The sequence below is a fragment of the Bartonella sp. ML69XJBT genome (assembly GCF_028618515.1).
Lineage (GTDB): Bacteria > Pseudomonadota > Alphaproteobacteria > Rhizobiales > Rhizobiaceae > Bartonella.
Map to the genome: position 1 here is coordinate 40,744 of NZ_JAQITB010000002.1, position 22,954 is coordinate 63,697.

Genomic DNA, 22,954 nt, shown 5'->3' on the forward strand with positions numbered 1-22,954 from the left:
GAAGTTAATTTACTGGAGCATAACAAAAGTGCTCTCGTCCGTCACTACCTCGAAAAGTTCCTGTTTGGGGATTGAACGAACGGTATTTTTTCTTACAATATTGAAGCCAATTATAAGTTTGTGATTGCTGGAGGGGACGATATGTTGTTGTTGACTGAACTTCATAAATAACCTGATTTTGTGGAACTGTTTGATAAATTACTTGGGGTTGTTGTGGGGCTTGATAAATAATTTGTGGCTGTTCTGGCTCTTTGAAAATATTACTAAGAATTGCACCTGCAGCAAGACCAAGAATACCTGCTGCTAAAGCATCTCCTGAGTTTTTGCGAGATCCATAATGCTTGTGGGTATGATGATGATGTGTTGTCGTATTGCGTTCACTATAATGATATGTTCTGTGCTCAAAATGACGATGATGATGTTGGCTTCCTGTATAGGCTACACGTTGAAGAGGACGACGATGAGAAGAAGGAAAAGAATGAGAAGAGAAGTGAGAATCAACTTCTCTCTTCACACGATTCATATGATCATCTATTTCCTTTTGTACACCCTTCATATGATCATCTATTTTTTTTTCTATACCCTTCATTGTCTTCGTGATAGTTTCATCTTCATAACTCCATGTATCTGCAAGCGTTGTGCTTAGTGGCATAAAAACAGTTACATTTGTCATTGCTGATAATACCGCTAATTTGATTATTTTTTTCATAGCGATGCTCCTTATTATGTAAATTCGTATTTTTTCATATTCTATACGTGTCAAACTGAACACAATCTGAACGGTTTGTGATTTATTTTGACAAAACGAATAAAAAAACCTTTGGATAAATATCAACACAAAATCATGACAAAAGTTTGGTTTAAAGAAATATACTTTGCTTATTTTCATTTATAATATTGTATTGATCTTTATTAACTTTGAATATGTTAATAAAATTTGATGTAAAACTGTCTTTTTATTTTTCTTTTATTAAAAAACTTGAAAAATTAACGAAATAAACGTGAAAAAAGAGAGCACTCTTGTTATCATGCTATAAATTTTATTCAATTGCGTGTTTCATAAGAATATTCTCTTGTTTGATGGTTTTGTAAGAAGCTGATTATAAAAATTAGGTTTAGACTCTATATTTATGGCATATGGGGTGTTTGGAAATATGGAAGAGATATTTTTTGATTTGGTTGTTCCTGCTTTAAAGTTTAAAAATATTTTAGGGAGGTCTCTGATCACTTTTATGAAAAGATCATTATGAGAAATGTTTTCTTATACCATTTCTTTGTTAGGTTGTTTGCTCAATTGGGGCAGAATTGGCATTCAAGCTATTTATTTATGGGATGGTGTTATTTATGAATGATATCTTATTAAGACTTTAGAGAGCAAAGATTTATTTTAAATAGCTTGGCAGCTTTAGGTTATTGATTAGTCCGAATTTTTCTTGTGTTTTTTGTTGTTTTGTTAAGAGTATTTTTTGAGAACTTTTTTACTTTTCGATTTTCCAAAATACCAGTATCCATTGTTGGCCCCATGTGATCAAGATCTGGCTTTGTAAAAAGATTTGCTTGTATCATGGGTTCAGGGATAGATTGTTCACTATGATGTGTTAAAGGATTGTTTGCTAATGCGAGTTCTATTTTCTGTAGTTGTTTAATTTCATCACGAAGTCGTGCTGCTTCCTCAAAGTTCAGATCAGCGGCTGCTTTACGCATTGATTTTTCGAGATATTGAATATGGGTTGTTAAATTATTGCCAACCATATTATTCTGCCTAATAAAATCAGGAAGTTTTCTAGGTGTATGGTGAGTTTCTCCTCCTGAATTGAGAATATCGTCGATATTTTTTCTGATACTGGTGGGAGTAATATGATGTTCTTCATTATGGGCTATCTGTTTTTGTCGACGTCGTTGTGTTTCTTGTAATGCTCTCTCGATAGAGCCAGTAATGGTATCAGCATAAAGAATAACGCGCCCGTCTACATTGCGTGCAGCGCGTCCGATTGTTTGCACAAGTGAGGTTTCAGAGCGTAAAAAACCTTCTTTGTCTGCATCTAGAATGGCAACAAAACCGCATTCTGGAATATCCAAACCTTCTCGAAGCAGGTTGATGCCAATGAGAACATCAAAGGTACCAAGCCTGAGATCGCGAAGAATTTCAATACGCTCTAATGTATCAATGTCAGAATGCATATAGCGTACTCGAATAGCTTGTTCGTGGAGATATTCTGTCAAATCTTCAGCCATACGTTTGGTCAGTACAGTGACTAAGGTACGGTAGCCTTTTTGAATTGTTTTACGAATTTCGTTTACAACATCATCGACTTGGTTAGAGGCGGGGCGTACTTCTGTTGGTGGATCAACAAGCCCTGTTGGGCGAATAATTTGCTCAGCAAAAATGCCGTGAGATTGTTCCATTTCCCAACGACCAGGTGTTGCGGAGACAGCAATGGTTTGTGGGCGCATAGCATCCCATTCTTCAAAGCGCAGAGGGCGATTATCCATACAGGAGGGTAGCCGGAATCCATATTCTGCTAAGGTTGCTTTTCTGCGAAAGTCACCTCGGTACATGCCACCAATTTGAGGAATCGTGACATGGCTTTCATCAATAAAAACAAGAGCGTTGTTTGGAATATATTCGAATAAGGTTGGTGGTGGTTCTCCAGGTTGTCGTCCTGTTAAATAGCGTGAATAATTTTCAATTCCTGCGCATGAGCCGGTTGTTTCTAACATTTCTAAATCAAACATTGTACGCTGTTCTAAACGTTGCGCTTCTAAAAGCCGTCCTGCTTTGTTCAATTCATCAAGACGTTGAACCAATTCCATTTTGATAGCTCTCATGGCTTGATTTAATGTTGGTCGTGGTATGACGTAGTGTGAATTGGCATAAATTTTAATGGATTGAAGCTCAGCTGTTTTTTGTCCTGTGAGAGGATCAAATTCAGTCATTGTTTCTACTTCATCACCAAACAGTGAAAGTCGCCAAGCACGGTCTTCAAGATGGGCAGGAAAAATTTCGATGGTGTCTCCTCGGACACGAAAAGAACCACGAATGAAGTTTATGTCTTGTCGGTAATACTGTTGAGAAACTAAATCAGCTAGGAGTTTTCGCTGATTGATTTTATCTCCTTTTTTTATTTGTAAAGTCATGGCTGTATAGGTTTCTACCGAGCCAATCCCGTAGATACAAGACACAGATGCCACAATAATGACGTCATCACGCTCTAAGACAGCGCGTGTTGCAGCATGGCGCATCCGGTCGATTTGTTCATTAGTAGAGGATTCTTTTTCAATATAAGTATCAGAGCGTGCAACATAGGCTTCGGGTTGATAATAGTCGTAATAAGAAACAAAATATTCGACAGCGTTGTGAGGAAAAAAACTTTTAAATTCTCCGTAAAGTTGTGCAGCTAGAGTTTTGTTTGGTGCTAAAATGAGAGCTGGACGCTGGGTTTTTTCAATAATTTTAGCCATTGTATAGGTTTTTCCTGATCCGGTAACTCCTAAAAGCACTTGGGTCCGTTCATTTTTTTCAATACCCTCAACCAGAGTTTTAATGGCTTGAGGTTGGTCACCTGCTGCTTCAAAGGATGTTTTAAGTTGAAAGGGAATACCGCCTTCAGATTTTTCAGGACGAACAGGGCGGTGAGGTGTCCATAATACACCATTCTTAAAAAGAGGATTTCCTGAAGAAATCAGAGCAGAAAGAGCTTCCACTGTTGCTGTGACACCATTTTTCATTGTTGCATCCTTTGATAGCGAAGTGTTCATAATTTTAAAGGAAATAGCAAATTTTACAACTTAATCGCGATAACAGAAAAACGTTCCGGAGCAATTTTATTTCAGCGTCTTGAATCTTTCATAGGATATTCATTGCGTTTTGAATGTGAAATGCGCTCTTTCGATATTTGGTGCGTGATGACATTTGTGGCTTTTCATGTTCATCATTTTTCTTGCATTATGATGTTGTCTTGTAGAGTTTTGGTTATTCCCATGGGGTGTTATGAAAATGACTGTGCGCCTTTTGTTTTGTGACTGAAAACCCTGTGTATGTATGATAAAGATCATTGCCATCTTTAAATGAAAGGTAACGAGATGATACCCAACCTGTTTGGGCATTATATTTAATATGGCACCAGTTTCCTTTACAGGTTTGCACAAATACCAATTCTCCGGCACGGATTAAACCACGAAGGGCGTGCGTTGTACTTGGTCCTGTTCTCAAATTAAGATTTCTTGTGACAACAGCATCCGCAGCTCCGGATACGGTTGTGGCTAAAAAGAGAGGGCCAAACACAAAAAAAACTACGAACTTTTTCATTTTTCTGCAGAGGATTCCTTTAGAGATTTCCTTTCCTTCTCTCTTTATACAAGTTAAGTTATGATAAAACAGCAAGAAATACAATTATTTCTTCTGAAGGATTTTGAATCGTGAGGGCGAAATTTGATCTTTTAGACGCCCAAATTATGTGATGGCTTCAATATAAAAAGTGGTGAATGCTTTATCCTCTTTTTTATTTTTATATGGAAAACAAGGATGCTGTACTATATAATAAAAAACATTGTGGTTTTCGGATTCCAAAAGTCATTTTGGAAGCCGTTTTTTGTATTTTATTGAACCTTCCGTGTAACAGAAAGGGACGGATTATGGAAAAAGTTCCGATGACTACAGCTGGTTTTGAAAGTCTTAAAGAAGAGTTACGTTGGCGTCAACAACAGGAGCGTCCACGGATTATTGAAGCAATTTCTGAAGCGCGTGCCCATGGTGATTTGTCAGAAAATGCCGAATATCACGCTGCTAAAGAAGCACAAAGTCTGAATGAGGGGCGTATCAATGAGCTTGAGGATTATATTGCGCGGGCAGAAGTTATTAATGTCTCCCGTCTTTCCGGCGATAAAATTAAATTTGGAGCCACTATCAAGCTTTTGGATGAAGATACTGAAGAGAAAAAAGTTTATCAGATCGTTGGTGATCAAGAAGCTGATGTGAAGACTGGTAAAATCTCTATTTCCTCGCCTATTGCACGTGCACTTATTGGGAAACAAGAGGGTGATGTTATTGAAGTGAATGCACCAGGTGGTGCGCATAATTACGAAATTATTGAGGTTCAATACATCTAAATTGTTATGCGTGTATCTTTGCAAGAAACGGAGATTATTGCTCCTCACTTTAAAAAACGTCTATCAGGAGTGACATCAACCGTTATTCAGCTCATTCCTTTGCAACGAGAAGAAGGTATACTTATATCTACTTTTGGATTTGGATTACCTAAAAATTTACCGGCTCTTGCCTTTAAGGACCTTTTCGGGCTTTGGAAAAGCCCGGTGGGTAGGCCGTTTCGTATTTGGCATGCACGGCGCAATATTGAGATGCTTTGTGGCGTTTTTTTGCGCGATGTGTTGAGAATGAAACTTAAACTTGTCTTTACATCGGCTTCTCAACGTCATCATAAATCTTTCACAAAATGGTTGATTCGGCGTATGGATAGGGTGATTGCGACCAGTGTCCGTACGGGAGCCTATTTAGAAGTACCTCACACAGTTATTGTGCATGGGATTGATGTTAGGCGTTTTTCTCCCCCCAAAACTCTTGATGATGGCTTTGCTTCGTCAGGACTTCCTGGAAAATATGCGGTGGGGTGTTTTGGGCGTCTGCGCTACTCAAAGGGCACTGATTTGTTTGTGGAAGCAATGATCGCTTTATTACCGCGCTATCCTGAGTGGACAGCACTTATTGCTGGTCGAACGACAGAACAACATTATAACTTTGAGAAAAAATTACGCCAAAAAATTGCTGAAGCGGGTTTGGATCATCGCATTGTTTTTCTTGGTGAGCTGCTCAATACACCTTTGTGGTACCGTCGTTTGTCGCTGTATGTCGCACCTTCTCGTACAGAAGGGTTTGGTTTAACCCCTTTGGAGGCAATGGCATCACAGACAGCTGTTGTAGCGAGTGATGCGGGAGCTTATAAAGAATTGGTGGTGGAAGGAACAGGAACAGTTGTTCAAGCAGGGGATGAAGATGCTTTAACGGCAGCAATTGAACCTTATTTTGCTGATTTACAAAAAACAATAATGGCGGGAGAAAAAGCTTTAGCCCATGTGCGTGCCCACTTTCCTTTGGAAAAGGAGGCTGCAGCCATTGGGAGCGTTTATGCGGAAATATTTGCGGAAAAAACACTTTAAATATATCGGGGTTGTGGTTTGAGTCGTGAAATGGATGCATGATCTTGAAAAGTTTTCTTTCATCACCCAAGTCAACAACAATCATAAAATATTATTTCACAAAACGCATCATATTCTTATATGCTATGATCGTAGGTGGTCAAAGTTTTTGATAAAAGACTTGGAAATTTATACCTCTTGAGGAGCGTGAAGGGTATCGTAGGATTACAGAATCGCGGTGATGTTTTTTGATTTTAGCAATATTGTATCAGAAAAGAATTCTTTAATGCTTTCAAGCCTAATGGTTGTGGGTGTCTCTTGGTAGCTATCGAGCTTGTGTCATTGCTTTTAGAGTACCGGCTTTATGAAAAGAAATTTTATTTGAGAAGATTATGCGCTATTCTTTTTAGGGGAGAGGGATGGTCGTGTATTCTTCAATAATAAAAATTGATAGCAGGGAAACTGTGATAAAAAACATTTTTATTCAAAATTTCTGTGTTTGTTCTCGATCAAAAGTTATTGGTAAAATATACTGGAATATTATGTGAAATAGTTCCCTTTTTGATTAAGAGAAGTTAATGAATAAGAATGTTATGAGACCATAATATGCTTGAAAAGTTTTTGAATGATATTTGACAATTCATGTTTTACATCTTTTTAAAGAATGGCTTATGCATTAGGAAAGATTATTCAAGAATCTCATTTTGTATGAGTATTATACTGCTTGTATGACTTACGTGTTTAACGCTCTTTAAAGATTCTTTTATTGATTGAAGAAGGGCTTAGTTTTAGAATGTAAATTATTTGTCTTTTAGAGCTTTGTTCATTTTTCATTTGATGCTGTACATTAGAATTGTTCACGCCAAAAAGCGGGAATAAAAAGTACGAATATCGTTATAATTTCAAGACGTCCAGCCAGCATGAGAAAACTTAAAATCCATAAAGCACTATCATTGATTGTAGAAAAATTGCCAACAGGACCGATAATATTTCCAAAACCTGGACCGATATTGGAAAGAGCGGTCAGGACTCCTGTAAAGGCAGAAGTAAAGTCAAGTCCGGTTGTAAGCAAAAGTGCTGTGCCAATGAGAAGAAAAAACATGTAAAGACAGACAAAAAATAACACTGCTTTAGCAACATCACTTGAAATGTTTAAATGATCGTAGCGTGCTTTTACAATGACATTGGGAAAAAGGAGCTTTTCTATATTTGTTTGTGTAATACGCCAAAGAATAATGAGGCGATTGATTTTCATTCCACCAGAGGTGGAACCCGCACATCCACCTGTAAAAGAAACAAGGAAAAAAATACCAAGTGCAAAAGGACCCCAAAGTTGGTAATCTTCAGCGCTATAACCAGTGGTACTGATGATGGATGTGATATGAAAAATGACATCAAGAAAAACTAAATAAAAAGCGCGATGATCATGAAACTTTAGCCATGCTGCCAAAGCAAAGCTGAAAAGAAAAACAATATAGAGAAACACAATGACTTGCGAATCAATGAAACGTTTTGAGCGGCCAGGAAGCACTAATTTAACATAAAGTACGAAGGGTAGTGCAGAGAGCAACATAAAAATTGTTGAAATGATTAAGATGGCTGGTTTGTCAGAAAAATAGCCAAAAGAGGCATCGTGAGTTGAAAAACCAGCTGTTGCTATCGTGCTCATTGCATGATTAATGGCATCAAATAAACTCATGCCAGAAGCAAAATAGGAGAGCATACAAGCCAAGGTTAGTCCAACATAGGCTATGATAATTCCGTTAGCAATTTGGTTGATGCGAGGCAATATTTTTTCGGATTTATCTGATGATTCCATATGAAAAAGTTGTACTCCACCAACACGCAGTGAAGGCAACAACAATAAGGCTAAACCGATAAAACCAATGCCTCCAATCCAGCATATGAGAGAGCGCCATAACAAAATACTGCGTGATAAATTATCAAGATCGTTAAGTACTGTGGAGCCTGTGGTGGTAATTCCAGAGACGGATTCAAAAATTGCTCCTGCTAGGGAAATGGGAAGAGGAGAAAGGTAAAGAGGTAGGGCACCAACGATACTGCCTGTTAGCCAAAGACAAACAGTAAGCATAAAACCAAGTCGTGCTGAAAAACGACAGGTGGCACCTCTCGTTGCTAAAAGAATTAGCGTTGCCAACATGGTGGTTATGGCGTAAGAGTAGAGAAAGCTTATCCAATTATGGTTATTGTCGTGCAAATCGACAAAAATTGGCAGAAGCATTGCTCCTCCCATGATTAAGGCAAAACGTGCACAAACATTGATGATAAATTGAAAAATGATCGTTCCCTATCTTTGTATCATTTTCGTTACGGTTTTATGCCCATAAAAATTTACGTTTTTCTCTTTATACCATAAAAGATCAACTTCTATATTAAGCATGCTTTGATGTATTGGCAATCAGTGCCTTTTCATCAAACTGGAAAAGAAGTACATATATACCATAATTTAGGCTGTTGAAATTTTTTTTTAAAGGCTGCATTTCATTATAGTTTATAGAATAATTAAGTAAGAAAAAGTGTAAGGGGATTCTATGGTACAATCGCATATTCGCCTGCTTATTATTGGCTCTGGTCCAGCTGGTTATACAGCGGCGGTCTATGCGGCAAGAGCAATGCTCAAGCCCGTTTTAGTTACTGGTTTGCAGCAGGGGGGGCAGTTGACGATTACAACTGATGTGGAAAACTATCCAGGTTTTGCTGATCCGATTCAAGGACCGTGGTTAATGGAACAAATGGCAAAACAAGCTGAAAATATGGGGACAAGAATTATCTATGATAGTATTACAAAGGCTGATTTATTGAAGCATCCTTTTACCTTATATGGAGATTCTGGAACGCAATATTGTTGTGATGCCCTTATTATTGCAACGGGGGCACAGGCGCGCTGGCTTGGTCTGGAAAGTGAACAGACTTTTATGGGAGGAGGCGTTTCTGCTTGTGCTACATGTGATGGTTTTTTTTATCGTGGTAAAGATGTCATTGTTGTAGGGGGGGGAAATACAGCCGTTGAAGAAGCTCTTTATTTATCGCATTTGGCTAAAAGTGTAAGTGTGGTTCATCGGCGTGGTTATTTTAAGGCAGAAAAAATTTTGCAAGATAGATTATTTGCTCGCGATAATGTACGTGTTCTTTGGGATCATGTTGTAGAAGAAATTGTTGGTGTACCAGCCCAAGATTCAAAGGGAGCTGTTGTAACAGGTGCACGTCTTAAAAATATTAGAACCGGTCAAGAAATGAAGGTGAATGCAGAGGGAATATTTATTGCCATTGGGCATGATCCCGCTGTTTCTTTATTTGAGGGGCAACTGAAACAAAAAAGAGGCGGTTACTTATGGACAGAACCAGATTCAACGGCAACAAGTATTGCTGGGGTTTTTGCTGCTGGTGATGTCACAGACGAAACATTCCGCCAAGCTATAACGGCAGCGGGAAGGGGATGCATGGCGGCATTGGAAGCAGAACATTTTTTAGATTTAAAAGCATAACATTTATTGAAAAAGTAAAAAATAAGAGGTGAGTTTGTGGCGTCACCATTGGATTGGGATAAGTTAAGGGTTTTTCATGCCGCCGCAGAAGCTGGTTCTTTTACCCATGCTGCTCAAAGGCTTCATTTATCTCAATCAGCCGTTTCACGACAAGTTTCAGCTTTAGAGCAAGAGGTAGGGGTGCCCCTGTTTCAGCGTCATGCACGTGGTTTGATTCTCACCGAGCAGGGTGAAATTCTTTATCGAACAACGCATGATGTTTTGATGAAGCTTGAAAATGTCCGATCGCAATTAAGTGAAAGTTGTGAAAAACCAACGGGACATTTGCGGGTTACATCGACTTTCGGAATGGGGGCGGGGTGGATTGCAGAGCGTATGCCAGAATTCTTAAGTCTTTATCCTGATATGCGGATTCAGCTTTTGCTTTCTGATGAAGAACTTGATTTAACAATGCGTCATGCAGATTGTGCCGTTCGTCTCCATCAACCTCAGCAGCCCGATCTTATCCAAAGAAAACTCTTTACAATTCATATGCATGTTTATGCTTCGGAAAACTATCTTGCAAATTATGGTAAACCAGAAAAGTTATCTGAACTTGATGCGCATCGTATTATTTCATTTGGTGAACCTGTTCCACATTATTTGTCTGGTTTAAATTGGCTGGAAAAGGCTGGTAGAAGTGATGGATCTTTGCGCTCTTCAGTTCTGCGAATCAACAATATTATTTCAATTAAGAATGCGCTTATGCGTGATCTTGGTATTGCGGTGCTTCCTGATTATATCGTCAATAATGATGAGCGTCTTGTGCGTCTTTTCCCTGATATGGTGGATATTCCTTCTTTTGATACCTTTTTTTGTTATCCTTATGCTTTAAAGAATTTGGCAAAGCTAAATGCTTTTCGAGATTATATTTTTTTAAAAGCACGTCAGTGGTCTTTTTAATGAAGCACTCTTGAAGAGCTATGTGTTTAATGCATAGCAGGTGCGCATAAGTCTTTATTGTACTTTTTCTTATAAAATGACATAGAAGGCTATCTCTTGATTATGTTGCCTCCCATTGCATTTTCTTGAGTGTTCCCTTACGAAGATCTGTCAGATTGATTTTATCTCTGGGGATTTTCTAAATTTGCCGGACATTTGTCCGGCTTTTTTTTAGTTTCTTGCTTCTATCTAACAATGTGGATGTCTTCAAAGATGATCAAAAGCTCAAAAAGTTCTAGGCACATTGTATGATGGAAAAAATATTGGGATTATTATGACCATTTCAAAAGACAAAAGGTTGGCGTGAAAGGCGTGGTATTTGTAGTGCGCAATTTTGTTTAATGTTATGATTTTCGTTGAGGATGTATACTTTACAAGCATTGTGGTCATCATTGAAGCTCACTGTAAAATTCGACAAGAGTTATGTTTGCTTATAGAGTAAAAATAGCCAACAGTATAAGTTTTCATGAGGGAGAAAAAAGATAGAAATATACTTGATAAGAACATCATTTTTTAATGACTTATATTTTTATCTCACTCGTGTGAAGAGGGCTATTTCTTTTATTCCGTTCTTGGTATAAGTTATTGCGCAGTTTTCCCCATAGATATTTTCTGTAGAATCCATTTGTTTTCACTATAGTCCAACAGCCAAAAATCTTTCAGAGAGACTAGTGGGTAAGAAAATTGTAACGATAGACAAGCAGCGTATTTTAAAGCAAACTATTACAAAAGCGTTGAATACGTGAGCAAGCTTCTGCAAGTAATTCTTCTGATGTTGCATAAGAAATACGAAAAGCAGGTCCAAGTCCAAAAGCAGAGCCATGGACTACAGCGATTGATTCTGCCTCCAAAAGTGCTATGACAAAATCTTCATCATTCGTGATGACTTTACCTTCAGGTGTTTTTTTTCCGATAAGCTCTGCACAGGAAGGATAAACATAAAAGGCTCCTTCTGGTGTTGGACAGTTAATACCGGGAGCTTGGTTTAACATGGAAACGACAAGATCACGGCGTGTTTGGAAAATACTTTTATTTTGAGCTATAAAACCTTGTGGACCATTGAGTGCTTCAACGGCAGCCCATTGAGAAATAGAACTGGTACCAGATGTTTGTTGCCCTTGAATGGTATCCATGGCTTTAATTAATTCTCGTGGTCCACCTGCGTAACCAATCCGCCAACCCGTCATGGCATAGGCTTTAGAAACACCGTTCATTGTGAGTGTGCGCTCGTAAAGCTGTGGTTCCACCTCGGCTGGTGTGACAAAAACAAAACCTTCATATGTTAGATGTTCATAGATATCATCGGTGAGGATATAAACATGCGGGTATTTTACGAGAACATCTGTTAGTTTTTTTAATTCGTCATGCGTATAAGCGGCACCAGATGGATTTGAAGGCGAGTTAAAGATGAACCACTTCGTTTTTGGGGTAATGGCTGCTTCTAGCTCTTGCGGTTGAAGTTTATAAGAAAATTCGGCTTTTGTTTCTATAAAAACAGCTCTCCCCTCGTTGAGGGTAACCATTTCTGGGTAACTAACCCAATAAGGGGATGGAATGATGACTTCATCCCCTTTATTTAAAGTTGCCATCAATGCATTAAAAAGGATTTGTTTGCCACCGGTAGCAACAATAATTTGCTCTGGTTGGTAAATGAGATTGTTTTCTCTTTTAAATTTTGTTGCAATTGCTTGGCGTAATTCTGGAATACCGGATATGGGTGTATATTTTGTTTCACCACGTCGAATAGCCTCAATAGCAGCATTTTTGATATTATCGGGTGTATCAAAATCCGGTTCTCCTGCACTTAAAGCAATAACATCACGCCCTAACGCTTTCAAATTACGTGCTTTTTGGGAAACAGCAATTGTTGCAGAAGGTTTGATACGGGAGAGCCGATCGGCAATGAAAGCCATAATTCTAATCCTTATATGATATCAGCAAATGATTGTTCATTTGAAAGCATTCTATAAGAGATTGCTTGGTATGCAATAAAAAATTGCAGGGAAATTGTGAGGCTTTGTATAACTTAAGTAAAATTTGAGCTAAAGATGGATAAGTGGTAATATTCCACTTACAGAAAAGGAATATTATCAGAGAGAAAACTTATATTAAGAGTAGAGATTTGCAAGAGATGTGTGATTTATTGGGAAAACTGCTGTGATTGGTGTAAAGACAGAAATCTTTCTCATCGTTTTATTGAAGATATTTATTTTAAAAATGAGAAATTAATGGTGAGATTTTCTTCTTTCCGCAGGCTTAATATCCATAAATATTTTATGTATTTTGATGTCAGACAAAAGGGCTAGAATCAAGATTTTAGGAGAACTTGCCAAGGGCTATCAGTGTAAATTGTTTATGGATGATGCTTTTGTCTGTGCTCATCTCAGCCCTTCTTTCTTGTTCAAATCACAAAATCTCGCATAGCTATGATGAAGAGTTTTTAAAAGAATGAAGGGGATTTTGCATGGTTTTCATGTCGCAAACAATTTTTGTCTTTGAGAGCTTTCATAAGGAGTATTTTTCCTGCTTTTATTCATATGCAAACTCTTCTGGTGATGTGCAAGGAAATGGCTTTGATTGTTTCAATATAAGTGCGTTTTAATCAAGGAAATTTTATGATGTTTAGTTTTTTTTATTCATTCTGCAAAGATATAGTTATGGTTATAAATCAATATGTTATCATGTAAAATGGATATTCTGTCGAACGTTTTTTTTAATAAAATCAATAATTAAGATGTCTTTTTTGCGATTCAAAAACTGCTTCTTTTACGGGATTTTTATATCATTTTTTAATTTTCTTTTGGCTTAAGATTTCGAGAAATTTCGTTTCAAGTACAGAATCTATGATGTCTATGAAGATTTTGTAAAAAAGCCGTTCGTGGTGGTTATGAAAGATTTAAAGGGAAAAACAAGAATAGCTTAGATTTTAGATTATTGTGTAATATCAAAAGCCAGTGCTTTTTATAAAGATCAATTGTGCTTTTGCAAGAAACAAAAAACTCGCCCCTGAAGGCGAGGATTTTGTATTGATATGTAGCAGAATTTTAAAAATTAAAGCGCTGCAAGGTTGCCAGCGGCAAATTTTCCAGAACGACGATCTTGAAGAACATCATAAGAAACTTTTTGTCCTTCATTAAGATTGTTTAAACCAGAACGTTCAACAGCGGAAATATGTACAAAGACATCTGCACTTCCATCACTCGGCTGAATGAAACCAAAGCCTTTTGTTGTATTAAACCACTTAACTGTTCCTGTAGACATAGGAAACTCCTTAGAATATATAATTGTATTATGTACTGAAGTCACAAAGTGCTTCTATACGGTTTTAAATCGAAATTAGGTGGGAGAAGTTTCGCCGAAAGTGCAGAATGCACAGGAAAGAAAGTCACATAACCGAAAGTTCGATGAAACTTAATATAAAAGTCTTTGGGATAAAAAGCAAGCCTTAATCGGTATTTTTACAAATAAAAGGTTGCAAGAAAATATAAAGGGACTATTCATATGTTTGTTTAAAGGTATATCTTTTAAGGTATTCAAGCCCATTTTATAATGGTATCTGCGAATGGTATAATGGTAAAATCATATCACCATCTTTACCTTTATGAAGGGGCAAGACGATACCATCATATTCTTTATCAGCTGCCAATATTGCAGGTTATCTTCAGCAGCTGAGGCGATTCGTGCGAGGTATTTTTATTCTTTCTCTTTAAGCCTTTTGGTTTATATGCGCATGCCGCTTGTGATGTGTGCACAAGTGATTTTAATTTATGCAACATATACAGATTTAAAATGAAAAAATTCTATGGTATCAAAGTCTCCCATTCAAGTTGCAAAATAATGAATTATCATTATCAATCAACGCATTGCTTATGTTTCCCCATAGTGAAAAAATCAAGAGAAATAACTTTGTAGTGAACGTACTTCAAGGTGGCTGTTTTTAAGTGCTTTGATAGCTTCCACTGCAGCTTGTGCTCCAGCTATTGTTGTATAATAGGGAACTTTTTGCATGAGTGCGGCATGGCGTAATGATTTGGAGTCTGAGATGGCACTGGGCGTGCTGGTTGTATTGAAAATTAATTGAATTTGTCGATTGCGAATGGCGTCCTCAATATGAGGATGTCCTTCTAGAACTTTGTTAATTTTTTCTGCTTCTACATGATGTTCGGTTAGGAATTTTTGTGTTCCACTTGTTGCTAAAACAGAAAATCCCAGTTTCGTTAAAAGTTTCACGGGTTTTAAGATGTGTTCTTTATCTTCATCTCTCACAGAAACGAACAAAGTTCCCTCCTTTGGGAGCTCAACACCGGCTCCAAGTTGGGCTTTAGCGAAAGCAAGGGCAAATTCATAATCAAGTCCCATAACCTCACCAGTTGAACGCATTTCTGGACCAAGAAGCGTATCGACACCTGAAAAACGTGCAAAAGGAAAAACAGCTTCTTTGACAGCAATATGTGGTTTTTGTTGAGGAGAAGGTAAGCCTCCATAAGCTTGAAGAGCTTTTTGAAGCGTTTCTCCTGCCATAATACGCGCTGCTATTTTAGCAATAGGGCGACCAATCGTTTTTGCGACGAATGGAACAGTACGTGAGGCTCGGGGATTAACTTCTAAGACGTAAATTGTGCCATCTTTAATGGCATATTGTACATTCATTAAGCCATGAACATGAAGTGCTTGTGCTAATGCTTTAGTTTGATGTTCCAATTCAACGACAATTTTATTGGGAAGCGTATGTACTGGTAGAGAACATGCCGAATCACCAGAATGGATACCAGCTTCTTCAATATGTTCCATAATGCCAACAACCAGTGTTTCTTCTCCATCGGATAGGCAATCAACATCAACTTCAATAGCATCGGTTAGATAAGTATCAAATAAAAGTGGATTCTTATCAAGCAAGGTATTGATCTGTTCCGTTTTATCATTTGCATAACGGGCTTTGATATCCTCTGGAATCAATTCAGTTACATTTTCAAGCAAATATTTTTGCAAACTACGCTCATCACGGATTATTTGCATAGCACGTCCTCCTAAAACATAAGAAGGGCGCACAACCAATGGAAAGCCTAGTTCATGGGCGATGAGATGTGCTTGATCAATCGAATGCGCTATACCGTTTTTAGGCTGTGTTAAGTGAAGCTTGAATAACAATTTTTGGAAGCGATCTCTATCTTCGGCTAAATCAATGGCGTCAGGTGAAGTCCCTAAGATGGGGATATTATGTTTTTCTAGGGCGCTTGCTAACTTCAGGGGCGTTTGTCCACCAAATTGAACGATAACTCCAACCAATTCACCTTTTTTCTGTTCTGTTTCTAAAATAGCGATAACATCTTCTGTTGTTAAAGATTCAAAATAAAGACGATCAGAGGTGTCATAGTCTGTCGAGACGGTTTCAGGATTGCAATTAATCATAATAGCTTCAAAACCGGACTCACGGAGCGCAAAAGCAGCATGACAGCAACAATAATCAAATTCAATGCCTTGTCCGATACGGTTTGGTCCACCACCTAAAATGGCAATTTTTTTGCGTTCAGAAACCTGTGCTTCTGAGTGTTCTACACCTGCAAAGGGAACTTCATATGTCGAATACATATAGGCTGTAGGAGAAGAAAATTCAGCTGCACACGTATCAATCCGTTTGAAAACATGCTTAACATTAAGTGATTTGCGCAAAGCAGCAATATCATCGGCTTCTTGTCCTGTAAGAGTGGCTAAACGCGCATCCGAAAATCCCATGGCTTTTAACATGCGTAGATTGTCTGCGTCTTGGGGCAAGCCATAGGCGCGGATGCGCTGTTCCATTTCAATAATGGAGGCTATTTGCCCTAAAAACCATGGATCAACTTTGCTGATTTGATGAATTTCATTTAAGGGTAAGCCCGTGCGCATTGCTTGGGCAATGTAGCGCAAACGATCAGGACTTGGTATTGCAATGGCAGAGCGTATGGAACTTTTTTCATCACCTTCAGCATGTTCTGGAATGGTAATTTCATCAAGACCGGTAAGACCTGTTTCAAGCCCCCGGAGCGCTTTTTGCAGAGATTCCTGAAAAGTGCGTCCAATTGCCATCACTTCTCCTACAGATTTCATCGCAGTTGTTAAGACAGGTGATGAACCAGGAAATTTTTCGAAGGCAAAACGGGGAATCTTCGTAACAATATAGTCAATAGAAGGTTCAAAGGATGCTGGTGTTGCCCCACCTGTAATATCATTTTTTAATTCATCAAGTGTGTAGCCAACAGCTAGTTTAGCCGCTACCTTGGCAATGGGAAAACCTGTTGCTTTTGAAGCAAGCGCTGAAGAGCGGGAAACACGAGGGTTCATTTCAATAACAATAAGGCGGCCATTTTCGGGATTAATAGCAAACTGTACATTGGACCCACCCGTTTCAACACCAATTTCACGTAGAACGGCAATTGAAGCATTGCGCATAGTTTGATATTCTTTATCCGTTAAGGTCAGGGCAGGAGCTACAGTGATCGAATCACCGGTATGAACACCCATGGGATCAATGTTTTCAATGGAACAGACAATAATACAGTTATCGTTCTTATCGCGAACAACTTCCATCTCATATTCTTTCCACCCCAAAACACTTTCTTCAATTAAAACCTCTGTTGTCGGCGAAGCTTCAAGTCCGCGTTCAATGATTTCATAAAATTCAGAACGATTGTAAGCGATACCACCACCGGTACCGCCAAGGGTGAATGAGGGACGAATAATCGCTGGAAGACCAACAATATCAAGAGCTTGAACTGCTTTTGCTGTTGCATGTGCGATATAATGTTGTTTACGTTCTGCTTCTGTTTGTCGCCAATTACACTCAAGTTCTTCTAGCGCTTGGTCAAGTGCATCACCAGAAAATTTTGCTTTAAGTTCATCACGCGTTTTTGCATGCAGTCGGCGATTTTCTTCTTTGAGTTCTGTTGCATTGGCTAACATAGAACGTGGTGTTTCCAAACCAATTTTTTCCATCGCTTGGCGAAATAAAGCTCGATCTTCCGCTTTATCAATGGCATCCGCGTTTGCACCTATCATTTCAACATGATAGCGGTCTAGGATACCCATACGCTTTAATGATAAAGCAGTGTTGAGAGCTGTTTGTCCTCCCATAGTTGGTAGAAGGGCATCAGGACGTTCACGAGCAATAATTTGTGCAACAATTTCAGGAGTAATGGGCTCAATATAAGTTGCATCAGCTAAATCTGGATCTGTCATAATAGTGGCAGGATTAGAGTTAACCAAAATAATTCGGTACCCTTCTTCTTTTAATGCTTTACAAGCTTGTGTGCCTGAATAGTCAAATTCACATGCCTGCCCAATAACAATAGGTCCTGCTCCAATGATAAGAATAGATTTTATATCTGTGCGTTTTGGCATGGTTTCTCCCTATGACAAATATCCGTACGTGATTGCGGCAGACAGTTAAATTTTAAGGCTAAAATAGTTTTATAGGTGAAGTGACAAAGAAAGTAAGCACTAAAATGCCTTTTCCATGTTTTTTTTTCATAGAGTTGGAGGTCAATGTCTTCTTTGCGGGATGAACAACTTTATATGTGTATAAAAATATAAACTTTAATAAAAATAATAATATATGGATCATGTTTAAGATAAAATTCTAATAAAATAGAAAGAATTCTTATAAAAGATAATATAATTTATCATAATCACTATGTTAGTGTTTTTTTATTATAATAATTTTTACTTTATTTTTTTAGTAAAAATATTTATATTTAATGAAGTGTTATGCATAAATTCCTACAAAAATTATAATTACAAATTTCAAGTTTTGTTTATAAACGAATAAAGTAATAAATTTTTATTGTATAACTTACACAAATTTAAATATTGATCTTCATAATTTCACTACATATATTGATATATGGAAGCTCATCATAGGTTATTGGAGAGCTCTTAAAACAATAATTCCTGGTGTTTTTGCAACATAATCCATAAAAGGCGAGTCAACGACCTTTTTATTCTCTTTTCGTGAGGAAGCATTTCGTAGCATAGGACCATGCTCTGTCATGATAAAGAAGCCCACATGTGTTACATCTAATCCAGCAAGTTTGGTATAAATACCAATGAAATCACCAGTTTGTAAATGGCTTATAACCTCTTCATCAATAAAGTTACTTGGGATATAGGTTATATTGCGTTTAACAACTGGTAATCCAGGAAGATAGTTTCCACCATCAGCTTTTTTATTGAGATATTTTTCAATGTTTATTGCATTAGGACTTATTTGGGCGGTAATATCAGTAGCAAGTTTGTATTCTTTATAAGCCCAGTCAGTAAAAAAATGCTTTCGATTTAAAAAACTAACGTTACCATCAACATAACGTGTTCGTATGACATCATCAATGAATGCTGTTTGTGATGTTGATTTCCGTAATGCTTCAACATAGTCTAGATAAGTGAAGCAATCTAAGCCTCTAAAGTCAATAATCAGTTTTTCCGGTGTATTTTCTGAACCATGTAACATGTTTGCCTGATATGGTGTTCCTAAAAAAGCTTCAGAAAGTAAGCCAATCATTTCACCTGTTTCATGGTGGTTTGCTTGTGGGCGTTTTTTGAGAAGATCATTTAGTTTCTCTAAAGTATACGAGTCTAGCTTTACTCTGATTGTTTGTTGTGTCTCCATATTGTTTTTTGCAATATCTTTGTTCGTATGAGAAGCCCGAACATCATATCCTGTAGCAAAAACTAAGATTGAAACTAATTGGAATATTTTTCGTACTCTATACATCATTTTTTATATGTTTCTCTTTGAGCGATTTATATGTGCAGATGCGATATTTTATTTTTCTGGTGGCTCCTTTTATGGAGAGTTTTGGTGCGCTTGTTGTTGCTACGATAGTTTTTATCTTATGAGTATGCTCATCTGTTGGAATTCTTGCTGGTAAAAATATTTTCCAAGGTAATGGAAAAGATAAACAGTCCTACCTCAAATAGACTTTACACTTTTTTTTGCCTTTTATCAAAGTAATTTTAGGGAGGTAGGATTGCCATTTATTGTACTGCAAAGAGGTCTGTTTGTAGGATAGCAAGAGGATATCATTTGATGAGGAAAGGAGCCCAATGAATTAAGCATTCAGTTAAGCTATTTTTTTATAGTTCATAATAAGATCACAGAAGTGTTGAAAGAGATAGTGACTGTCTTGGGGGCCAGGGGAAGCTTCAGGATGGTATTGAACAGAAAAAACTGGCTTTCCAATGATCCGGATACCACAGTTTGAACCATCAAAAAGAGAAATATGTGTTTCTTGAATATGTTGTGGTAAAGATGTCCTATCTACAGCAAAACCATGGTTCATCGAGACAATCTCGACTTTTCCAGTATTAAGATCTTTAACAGGGTGGTTGGCACCATGATGCCCTTGGTGCATTTTTATAGTTTTCGCGCCAACCGTGAGAGCAAGAAGTTGATGGCCCAGACATATACCGAAAAGCGGTAGATTGTGGTCAATCAATGTTTTAATCGTGGGAATAGCGTATTGCGCTGTAGCAGCTGGATCACCTGGTCCATTGGAAAGAAAAATACCATCAGGCTTCATTGCTAGAATTTCTTCTGCACTTGTGTGGGCGGGCACAACGGTAACGCGTGCATTTTGTATCGTCATAAGACGAAGAATATTACGCTTAATGCCATAATCGATGGCAATGATGTGAAGATTGTGCACAGTATTTTTCGTATATCCTTTATTCCATTCCCATGGCTTTTCATCCCATTGCCTTGATGATAGAGATGTAACTTCTTTTGTAAGGTCGAGATTGACAAGACCGGACCATTGCTGCGCGCGTTTGTGTAAAGAAGGGATATCGAAATTCCCTTCAGGATTATGTGCGATAACGGCATTTTGCGCACCTTTTTCACGAATAAGAATGGTTAGTGCGCGTGTATCAATACCACAAAGTGCAATAATTTTACGTGCTTTGAGCCATTGATTAAAGTTTTCATTGGCACGGTAGTTAGAGGGATGGGTAATATCTGCCTTAAAAATAGCACCAATTGCACCATGACAGCTGGGAGGAGTGAGATCTTCAATATCTTCACTATTTGTCCCTACATTTCCTATATGAGGGAAGGTGAAATTAATAATTTGTTGCGTATAGGATGGATCTGTGAGGATTTCCTCATAGCCTGTTATGGCAGTGTTAAAACACACCTCACCCTCAGCAATACCCGTAGCACCGGCTCCTTTCCCTTCAATAACTGTTCCATCGGCTAATACTAAGAGGGCTGTAGGTTTATTTATATTCCAAGGATCAAGAGATGTGATGGTTTGTGTCATAGTGTGCGTCCACAATTTATTTTTTGAAAGATATAATGATCAACGTTACATAAAAAGCACAACCATAACAACTGTTGTGTATATTGTTTTTATAAGGGTTCACCTAAGAACGACAAGTATAAGTATCTTCTGTGAAGAGGTAAAGTCCTGTTTTGGATTTTCCAAGGTTTGGATGATCATTATTTCTTGTGCATTGTGTAAGACATATAAAATTGGCTAGGGGATGCCGTTTCATTTGAATCACATTGGATGATAAATTTCTGTTGGGTAACAAGATTGGTATTGCCTTCAAAAGGTTGTAAAGGTCTAGGATGATGCGTATTTTACTACCCTTGTTTTATATATGCTGTGGTAAGAGATTATGATATTCTTTATGGATGATTATCAAATACCATTTGTTTTCACTCGAGGGTTTTCATGATGTGAGGTGGCAAGGTGCATTGATAAAGAATATTATTGCTTCAAATTAGAAGAGGAAAATACGCGGAAATGGAAGTTATATGCACGTTCTTTCTTATGAGTTTGAAGAAAGGAAATTGCATAAGTGATGTATAGAGCTTTGTTATAAAAAATGGACGAAAGATTATGGGTTATCGGTAAAGTTATGGCATGATTCTAGAAATATCATGGGGAAAAATGATTTTTTTTAAAGTCTATAAGAGTATTGTAAAAATTAAGATAAATCTTATCAATTTATAAAAGGATATTGGTAAAATTTTTTATTGTGAGCAATCTGCTCAGGAGAGAAAGCGTAAAGAATATTTTGATATGCAACACTTGTTCCATAAAAGTTATCACGAAAAACTATTTTGAAATAAATAAGTTTGTGTTTCTTTGCTACTGATAGCAAAATGAACTTTTTCTATGTAGATTCTGCTTTTCTCATAGTGTTTACATTCTTCACAAGGCTTTATTTTCATTTTTCTACAAAAGTTTTACTATCTTCAATATAGAAAAGTTATTTAGAGCAAATAAAGTGTTTAGACCAAGTCTTTCGGATATGCAGTTAGTTTTTGGGGAGGGAGATGTGTTATTGCCTTTTTGAATGTTTCAGAGCGCTTTTCGTTAAGAGCTAAGGGATTTGAAAAGAAAATTATTACTTTCATCTGTTATTTAAATGCAAATGCTCTATTCGAAGCTGATTAAGGGTGAATTTGTGTGATGTTTTGGTGATTATGCTGAGCTAGGAAGTTTTTGAAAAAACTTGTTTTTAAGGTGCACTATTGGGGCGTGGAGATGATTTAAAAAGCATCGCAAAAGCGGAGACTTTATTGATAGTATGTCGTCCAAACAGGTTTAAAATGTATGTCTGTTATCTTAAATAAAATATAGAGAACCAATAAATTGAGCATAGTACAAGAAGAGTAGTATTCTCCAATTTATATTTAGGCTGGATTTGCTATGTACAGTGGTGAAGCTGTTAAAAACATTTCCGTGAGTAACAATGGTTTGCCTGTTAATCGCAATCGGGAACGGCGTGCCCAGAGTGTTCCTTTTTGGCCGATGTGAATGTAGTCACGAGTCAATTTGCCACTGTTAAATAAATAATGCCCTAATGGTGTTGTGCCCAAATGCATCAATTCTTGGTTTTGTTCGAGAAGGGTTTCTTGGGGGATTACGGTGCGTCCAAGAAGCCAAGGTTGATTATCTCCCATCAGTATGATTTCACGTAGCCAGTAACGTGCGCTTTGAGGTAAATGCTCTGCTTCATCCTGCAATTTATCCTGCGTGATAAAACATTCACGCTGTGGTTCAATACGTATGTTGGCACAGTGTTTTTTTAATCGAAGCGTCATCGAACCAGGTTCCATGAGCCAATCACGGATGTTTTGGGGCACAAAAGAGTTTTGATCGGAGAGCCATTCTAGAGGCGGTATGATGGAATCTCTAAGATGAGACATTACTTCACTCTACACCTAAAATCGTATTTCGTATGTTATTATGTTAGGGTGATATAAACAGATATTTCTCATTCTAATGCGGAAATGTTCAGGCAGCAAGATTTGAAACAAGAAGAGAGAA

General features: G+C 37.6%; 14 protein-coding genes. 4 read left to right on the top strand and 10 right to left on the bottom strand.

The window, feature by feature from the left end; genetic code table 11:
• Positions 1-4: 4 nt before the first annotated feature.
• The 3 genes from PVV68_RS00950 to PVV68_RS00960 all read right to left on the bottom strand — a co-directional run bounded on the left by PVV68_RS00950 (position 5) and on the right by PVV68_RS00960 (position 4,309).
• A complete protein-coding gene (locus tag PVV68_RS00950; protein WP_273719803.1) occupies positions 5-709 on the bottom strand; it encodes a BA14K family protein in 705 nt (234 codons plus the stop codon).
• Positions 710-1,410: 701 nt separating this feature from the next.
• On the bottom strand, positions 1,411-3,729 hold the full coding sequence (uvrB, locus tag PVV68_RS00955) for an excinuclease ABC subunit UvrB (protein WP_273782579.1): 2,319 nt from the start codon (positions 3,727-3,729) through the stop codon (positions 1,411-1,413).
• A 244-nt stretch (positions 3,730-3,973) separates the two neighbouring features.
• Positions 3,974-4,309: an SH3 domain-containing protein gene (locus PVV68_RS00960; RefSeq protein ID WP_273719805.1), complete on the bottom strand. Its 336-nt coding sequence runs from the start codon at positions 4,307-4,309 to the stop codon at positions 3,974-3,976.
• A gap of 326 nt (positions 4,310-4,635) precedes the next feature.
• On the opposite strand from PVV68_RS00960, the gene greA reads away from it, so the two are divergent.
• Together greA and PVV68_RS00970 are read left to right on the top strand one after the other, a co-directional pair.
• Positions 4,636-5,109, top strand: a complete 474-nt coding sequence (gene greA / locus PVV68_RS00965; RefSeq protein WP_273719806.1) for a transcription elongation factor GreA — start codon at positions 4,636-4,638, stop codon at positions 5,107-5,109.
• A gap of 6 nt (positions 5,110-5,115) precedes the next feature.
• The gene (locus tag PVV68_RS00970; RefSeq protein ID WP_273782580.1) at positions 5,116-6,174 is read left to right on the top strand and encodes a glycosyltransferase family 4 protein; all 1,059 of its coding nucleotides are present in this window, start codon (positions 5,116-5,118) and stop codon (positions 6,172-6,174) included.
• An 826-nt stretch (positions 6,175-7,000) separates the two neighbouring features.
• On the opposite strand, the gene PVV68_RS00975 is transcribed toward PVV68_RS00970, so the two are convergent.
• A complete protein-coding gene (locus PVV68_RS00975) occupies positions 7,001-8,395 on the bottom strand; it encodes a TrkH family potassium uptake protein (RefSeq protein WP_273719808.1) in 1,395 nt (464 codons plus the stop codon).
• A 310-nt stretch (positions 8,396-8,705) separates the two neighbouring features.
• Here PVV68_RS00975 and trxB point away from each other — a divergent pair, with 310 nt between their 5' ends.
• Positions 8,706-9,659, top strand: coding sequence for a thioredoxin-disulfide reductase (gene trxB, locus PVV68_RS00980; protein WP_273719809.1), 954 nt, complete (start codon positions 8,706-8,708; stop codon positions 9,657-9,659).
• A 36-nt stretch (positions 9,660-9,695) separates the two neighbouring features.
• Positions 9,696-10,601 (top strand): LysR family transcriptional regulator, encoded by a 906-nt coding sequence (locus tag PVV68_RS00985; RefSeq protein WP_273719810.1) that lies wholly within the window; start codon positions 9,696-9,698, stop codon positions 10,599-10,601.
• Between the two features lie 749 nt (positions 10,602-11,350).
• Here the strand turns inward: PVV68_RS00985 and PVV68_RS00990 are convergent.
• The 6 genes from PVV68_RS00990 to ubiC all read right to left on the bottom strand — a co-directional run bounded on the left by PVV68_RS00990 (position 11,351) and on the right by ubiC (position 22,833).
• Positions 11,351-12,553, bottom strand: coding sequence for a pyridoxal phosphate-dependent aminotransferase (locus PVV68_RS00990; protein ID WP_273719811.1), 1,203 nt, complete (start codon positions 12,551-12,553; stop codon positions 11,351-11,353).
• A gap of 1,138 nt (positions 12,554-13,691) precedes the next feature.
• On the bottom strand, positions 13,692-13,901 hold the full coding sequence (locus PVV68_RS00995) for a cold-shock protein (RefSeq protein ID WP_005864850.1): 210 nt from the start codon (positions 13,899-13,901) through the stop codon (positions 13,692-13,694).
• A 630-nt stretch (positions 13,902-14,531) separates the two neighbouring features.
• Complete coding sequence (gene carB, locus PVV68_RS01000) at positions 14,532-18,017, bottom strand: carbamoyl-phosphate synthase large subunit (protein WP_273719818.1); 3,486 nt, start codon at positions 18,015-18,017, stop codon at positions 14,532-14,534.
• Positions 18,018-18,537: 520 nt separating this feature from the next.
• Complete coding sequence (locus tag PVV68_RS01005) at positions 18,538-19,389, bottom strand: DUF1460 domain-containing protein (RefSeq protein ID WP_273719820.1); 852 nt, start codon at positions 19,387-19,389, stop codon at positions 18,538-18,540.
• A gap of 346 nt (positions 19,390-19,735) precedes the next feature.
• Positions 19,736-20,932, bottom strand: a complete 1,197-nt coding sequence (carA, locus tag PVV68_RS01010) for a glutamine-hydrolyzing carbamoyl-phosphate synthase small subunit (protein ID WP_273719821.1) — start codon at positions 20,930-20,932, stop codon at positions 19,736-19,738.
• A 1,385-nt stretch (positions 20,933-22,317) separates the two neighbouring features.
• Entirely contained in the window at positions 22,318-22,833 is a 516-nt protein-coding gene (gene ubiC / locus PVV68_RS01015) for a chorismate lyase (protein WP_273719823.1), read from the bottom strand.
• Positions 22,834-22,954: the final 121 nt, after the last annotated feature.

Coding starts and splice junctions, on each gene's coding strand:
- PVV68_RS00950 (WP_273719803.1), bottom strand. CDS start 709: ATGAAAAAAATAATCAAATTAGCGGTATTATCAGCAATGACAAATGTA.
- greA (WP_273719806.1), top strand. CDS start 4,636: ATGGAAAAAGTTCCGATGACTACAGCTGGTTTTGAAAGTCTTAAAGAA.
- PVV68_RS01005 (WP_273719820.1), bottom strand. CDS start 19,389: ATGATGTATAGAGTACGAAAAATATTCCAATTAGTTTCAATCTTAGTT.
- PVV68_RS00975 (WP_273719808.1), bottom strand. CDS start 8,395: ATGCTTCTGCCAATTTTTGTCGATTTGCACGACAATAACCATAATTGG.
- carA (WP_273719821.1), bottom strand. CDS start 20,932: ATGACACAAACCATCACATCTCTTGATCCTTGGAATATAAATAAACCT.
- PVV68_RS00970 (WP_273782580.1), top strand. CDS start 5,116: ATGCGTGTATCTTTGCAAGAAACGGAGATTATTGCTCCTCACTTTAAA.
- PVV68_RS00995 (WP_005864850.1), bottom strand. CDS start 13,901: ATGTCTACAGGAACAGTTAAGTGGTTTAATACAACAAAAGGCTTTGGT.
- PVV68_RS00990 (WP_273719811.1), bottom strand. CDS start 12,553: ATGGCTTTCATTGCCGATCGGCTCTCCCGTATCAAACCTTCTGCAACA.
- uvrB (WP_273782579.1), bottom strand. CDS start 3,729: ATGAAAAATGGTGTCACAGCAACAGTGGAAGCTCTTTCTGCTCTGATT.
- carB (WP_273719818.1), bottom strand. CDS start 18,017: ATGCCAAAACGCACAGATATAAAATCTATTCTTATCATTGGAGCAGGA.
- PVV68_RS00960 (WP_273719805.1), bottom strand. CDS start 4,309: ATGAAAAAGTTCGTAGTTTTTTTTGTGTTTGGCCCTCTCTTTTTAGCC.
- trxB (WP_273719809.1), top strand. CDS start 8,706: ATGGTACAATCGCATATTCGCCTGCTTATTATTGGCTCTGGTCCAGCT.
- ubiC (WP_273719823.1), bottom strand. CDS start 22,833: ATGTCTCATCTTAGAGATTCCATCATACCGCCTCTAGAATGGCTCTCC.